This is a genomic window from Azospirillum sp. B506 (assembly GCF_000333595.1).
Classification (GTDB): Bacteria; Pseudomonadota; Alphaproteobacteria; order Azospirillales; family Azospirillaceae; genus Azospirillum.
In genome coordinates, this window is record NZ_BADK01001114.1 from 1 (window position 1) to 4,824 (window position 4,824).

At 68.1% G+C, this 4,824-nt stretch carries 3 protein-coding genes and 1 pseudogene; 2 read left to right on the forward strand and 2 right to left on the reverse strand.

Annotated features, from left to right (window positions below; all coding sequences use genetic code 11):
• Both I71_RS34015 and I71_RS34020 read right to left on the reverse strand, forming a co-directional pair.
• A partial coding sequence (locus I71_RS34015; RefSeq protein ID WP_042704707.1) for a cyclic nucleotide-binding domain-containing protein occupies positions 1–209 on the reverse strand: 209 nt, incomplete at its 3' end.
• Positions 193–1,020, reverse strand: coding sequence for a hypothetical protein (locus I71_RS34020; RefSeq protein ID WP_042704709.1), 828 nt, complete (start codon positions 1,018–1,020; stop codon positions 193–195). The genes I71_RS34020 and I71_RS34015, both read right to left, overlap by 17 nt.
• 262 nt (positions 1,021–1,282) lie before the next feature.
• Between I71_RS34020 and carB the strand changes: the two genes are divergently transcribed.
• Together carB and I71_RS34030 are read left to right on the forward strand one after the other, a co-directional pair.
• Positions 1,283–4,531 carry a carbamoyl-phosphate synthase large subunit gene (gene carB, locus I71_RS34025; RefSeq protein ID WP_042704710.1) on the forward strand — a complete coding sequence of 1,083 codons (3,249 nt, stop codon included), beginning with the start codon at positions 1,283–1,285 and terminating at the stop codon, positions 4,529–4,531.
• Positions 4,532–4,629: 98 nt separating this feature from the next.
• A pseudogene (locus I71_RS34030) lies at positions 4,630–4,824 on the forward strand (transcription elongation factor GreA); the annotation flags it as partial.

A 4,824-nucleotide genomic window follows, 5' to 3' on the forward strand; every position in this document is an offset into this window, starting at 1 on the left:
ATCTTCAGCCGGCTGTCGATGCCGAGATGCGGATCGGGCTGCTCGCGCAGGCGGGCGATCGGAACCGCCACGACCTCGCTGTCCTCGACCGCACGCACCGCACCGGAACGCGGACCGCTGTCCAGCAGCGAGACCTCGCCGATGGATTGTCCAGCCGTCAGCAGGGCCAGCCGGTGAAGGGCGCTTCCCTCCTCAGCCACCCGGCACATGGCGGTAGGCCAGCACGCGCGTCGCCGGCCCGCCTTCGACGTCGGCCAGCGGGAGCAGAAGCTCGACGAACTTCGCCCCCGGCAGCATCGGGTCGTCGCGCACCAGCAGGCAACGCGGCTCGCCGCTTTCCAGGCAGGCGCGCAGGTCGGACAGCCAGCGCCGCGCCGCCTGCTCCGGATGGCAGTCGCTCACCCGCCGCGTCGTCGGCCGCTCGGCCAGCCGGCGCTGCAGGGCGCGGCCACAGGACTTGTAGACGAAGTCGCTGCCGTCGGCGGTCGGCTCCATCAGGGCGATGCGCGGCACGCTTTCGCGCACCTGCGATGTGTCGATCTCGGTCGCCAGCGGCATGCGGCGCTTGCGCTTGAGCCGGAGCCAATGGGTGTAGAGCACCCGGACCTGTGGCGACTGCTCCACATCGATCGGGTCGGCCCGGCAGGGCGGCGGCGGCAGGTCCAGCACCGGCGTCGCAACCGGCGCGTCGGCGAAGGCGGCAGCGGCAGGCACCGGCTGGGAGACGGGCGGCATCGGCCGCGAGGCCGCGGCGGTGACCGGCGTGTGGGCCTGCCCGGCCGGCGTGTGGCCGATCCGGCCGCCATGCTTCTTCAGCATCGGCAGCGGTGCCCAGGCCGTGCAGGTGTGATAGCCCTTGGTGATGCGGCGGTAGTCCTGGCTGCTGGCGGTGCGGCACTCCCCCTCGACCCCATGGCGGGCGACATACACCAGCGTGTTGTCCTCCGACAGCGCGCGCTCGCCACCCCACGAGACGCAGGCGGCGCAAGCGCGGCTGTCCTTGGCGAAGGCGTGGCTCATCGGGGCGTATCTCCAATGGGTATGCGGAACGGGAGAGTGGGAATTGATGCGTCCCTTTCCCCATCGGTTCAAGGCCCGCATGGGCCGGAGGTGCCGTGCCCGAGATTCAGTCATGCGAGGGTGACATCCATGCCACCCCTTCCCCCCCGGCCCCGAACCCCCTATAAGGGGGCCTTGCACGACATGCCCATCCCCGCTCTCCGTCTCCGGTCCCCCGGCGCCGGGGGGTTTTCGGCTGACCACACTTCAGAGAAGCGGACCCATGCCCAAACGCACCGACATCAAATCCATCTGCATCATCGGCGCGGGTCCGATCGTCATCGGACAGGCTTGCGAGTTCGACTATTCCGGCGTTCAGGCGTGCAAGGCGCTGCGCGAGGAAGGCTACCGGGTCATCCTCGTCAACTCCAACCCGGCCACCATCATGACCGACCCGGGTCTGGCCGACGCCACCTACATCGAGCCGATCACCCCGGCCGTCGTCGCCAAGATCCTGGAGAAGGAGCGTCCGGACGCGCTCCTGCCGACCATGGGCGGCCAGACCGCGCTGAACACGGCGATGGCGCTGTCCGACGACGGCACGCTGGAGCGGCTCGGCGTGGAGATGATCGGCGCCAAGCGCGACGTCATCGCCAAGGCCGAGGACCGCATCCTGTTCCGCGACGCCATGGACAAGCTGGGCCTGGAATCGCCGAAGTCGCGCATGGTCCGCACCCTGACCGAGGCGATGGACGCGCTGGAGTTCGTCGGCCTGCCCGCCATCATCCGTCCCAGCTTCACGCTGGCCGGCACCGGCGGCGGCATCGCCTACAACCGGGCGGAGTTCGAGGACATCGTGCGCGGCGGCCTGCGCGCCAGCCCGGTCGGCGAGGTGCTGATCGAGGAATCGGTGCTGGGCTGGAAGGAATATGAGATGGAGGTCGTGCGCGACGGCGCCGACAACTGCATCATCGTCTGCGCCATCGAGAACATCGACCCGATGGGCGTCCACACCGGCGATTCGATCACCGTCGCCCCGTCGCTGACGCTGACCGACAAAGAATACCAGATCATGCGCGACGCCTCGATCGCCGTGCTGCGCGAGATCGGCGTCGACACCGGCGGCTCGAACGTCCAGTTCGCGGTCAACCCGGCCAACGGCCGCCTGATCGTCATCGAGATGAACCCGCGCGTGTCGCGCTCCTCGGCGCTGGCGTCGAAGGCCACCGGCTTCCCCATCGCCAAGATCGCCGCCAAGCTGGCCGTCGGCTATCGCCTGGACGAGCTGACCAACGACATCACCGGCACCACCCCCGCGAGCTTCGAGCCGACGATCGACTACGTCGTCACCAAGATGCCGCGCTTCACCTTCGAGAAGTTCAAGGGGTCGGAACCGCTGCTGACCACCTCGATGAAGTCGGTGGGCGAGGCGATGTCGATCGGCCGCACCTTCCAGGAGTCGGTGCAGAAGGCCCTGCGCTCGATGGAGACCGGCCTGACCGGCTTCAACGAGGTGAAGATCGGCGGGGAGGAGAACCCGGACCGCACCGCCATCCGCGGCGCGCTCGCCACCCCGACGCCCGACCGCCTGCTGGTGATCGCCCAGGCCTTCCGCCACGGCTTCACCGTGGAGGAGGTCCAGGCCGTCTCCAAATACGACCCGTGGTTCCTGGAGCAGATCAAGGAGATCACCGACCGCGAGGCGGCGATCCGCGCCGGTGGCCTGCCGACCGACAAGGCCGGCTGGCTGAAGCTGAAGCAGATGGGCTTCTCCGACGCCCGCCTGGCCGAGCTGGCCAAGACCACCGAGGCCGCGGTCGCCACTGGCCGCCGTCTGGCCGGCGTCACCCCGGTCTACAAGCGCATCGACACCTGCGCCGCCGAATTCGCCTCCGCCACCCCCTACATGTACTCGACCTACGAGACCGATGGGACCGGCGAGGCGGAGTGCGAGTCCGACCCGACCGACAAGCGCAAGGTCGTCATCCTCGGCGGCGGTCCGAACCGCATCGGCCAGGGCATCGAGTTCGACTATTGCTGCGTCCATGCCGTCTACGCCCTGCAGGAGGCCGGCATCGAGACCATCATGGTCAACTGCAACCCGGAGACCGTCTCCACCGACTACGACACCGCCGACCGCCTGTATTTCGAGCCGCTGACGGCCGAGGACGTGGTGGAGCTGGTGCGCGTCGAGCAGCGCAACGGCACCGTTCTGGGCTGCATCGTGCAGTTCGGCGGCCAGACCCCGCTGAAGCTCGCCGCTGCCCTTGAGGCCGCCGGCATCCCGATCCTGGGCACCTCGCCCGACGCCATCGACCTGGCCGAGGACCGCGAGCGCTTCCAGAAGCTGCTGCATGAGCTGAACCTGAAGCAGCCGGCCAACGGCCTCGCCCGCTCGCTGGAAGAGGCCGAGGCGGTCGCTGCGCGCATCGGCTTCCCGGTCGTCATCCGTCCGTCCTACGTACTGGGCGGCCGGGCGATGGAGATCGTCCACGACATGGCCGGGCTCCAGCGCTACATGGGCACCGCCGTGCAGGTGTCGGGCAAGAACCCGGTGCTGATCGACAGCTACCTGCAGGACGCCATCGAGGTCGATGTCGACGTCGTCTGCGACGGCACCGACGTCTATGTCGCCGGCGTGATGGAGCATATCGAAGAAGCCGGCATCCATTCCGGCGACAGCGCCTGCGCCCTGCCGCCCTACACGCTGCCGGCCGACACCATCGCCGAGATCAACCGCCAGTCGGACGCGCTCGCCCGCGCCCTCAAGGTGGTCGGGCTGATGAACGTCCAGTTCGCGGTCAAGGCCGGCACCGTCTACATCCTGGAGGTCAACCCGCGCGCCAGCCGCACGGTGCCCTTCGTCGCCAAGGCCACCGGTACCGCCATCGCCAAGATCGCTGCCCGCGTCATGGCGGGGGAGAAGCTGTCCTCCTTCACCCTGAACGGCCCGACCCCGCCGCACACCGCGGTCAAGGAAGCGGTCTTCCCCTTCGCCCGCTTCCCCGGCGTCGACATCGTGCTGGGGCCGGAGATGAAGTCGACGGGCGAGGTCATGGGCCTCGACCACAACTTCGCGCTGGCCTTCGCCAAGGCGCAGCTCGGCGCCGGCGTCACCCTGCCGGTCAAGGGCAGCGTCTTCGTCTCGGTCAAGGACCACGACAAGCCGGCGCTGGCGGTGATCTCCAAGAAGCTGCACGAGATGGGCTTCCGCATCCTGGCGACCTCCGGCACCGCCAAGGTGCTGAGCGAGGCCGGCGTACCGGCGGAGACCATCAACAAGGTGGTGGAAGGCCAGCCGCACATCGTCGACGCCATGATCAACGGCGACGTGCATCTGGTCATCAACACGACGGAAGGCGCCCAGGCGCTGTCCGACAGCTTCAGCCTGCGGCGCACCGCGCTGACCTACAACATTCCGTACTATACGACGGTGGCAGGAGCACGCGCGGCGGTGGAAGCGATTGCCGCACTCCGGAACGGCAGCCTTGAAGTCGCCCCGTTGCAGTCGTACCTTAGCGGATCGTATTAAGGACGGACGACGGCGCGGCGGACCTCCTCCGCGCCGTCTTTGTCCCTAATGTCGCTCTCTGGACAGGTCGAACGACTGCAAGCGGTGATGGACCGAACATGGAAAAAGTTCCGATGACAGCGGCGGGCTTCAACCGCCTCCAGGAGGAATTGAAGCACCTTAAGATCACCGAACGCCCGGCGGTCATCAAAGCCATCGCGGAGGCCCGCGAACATGGCGACCTTTCGGAAAACGCCGAGTATCACGGGCGCGCGAACGTCAAAGCTTTATCGAAGGCCGTGTGCTGGAGCTTG

Coding starts and splice junctions, on each gene's coding strand:
- I71_RS34020 (WP_042704709.1), bottom strand. CDS start 1,020: ATGAGCCACGCCTTCGCCAAGGACAGCCGCGCTTGCGCCGCCTGCGTC.
- carB (WP_042704710.1), top strand. CDS start 1,283: ATGCCCAAACGCACCGACATCAAATCCATCTGCATCATCGGCGCGGGT.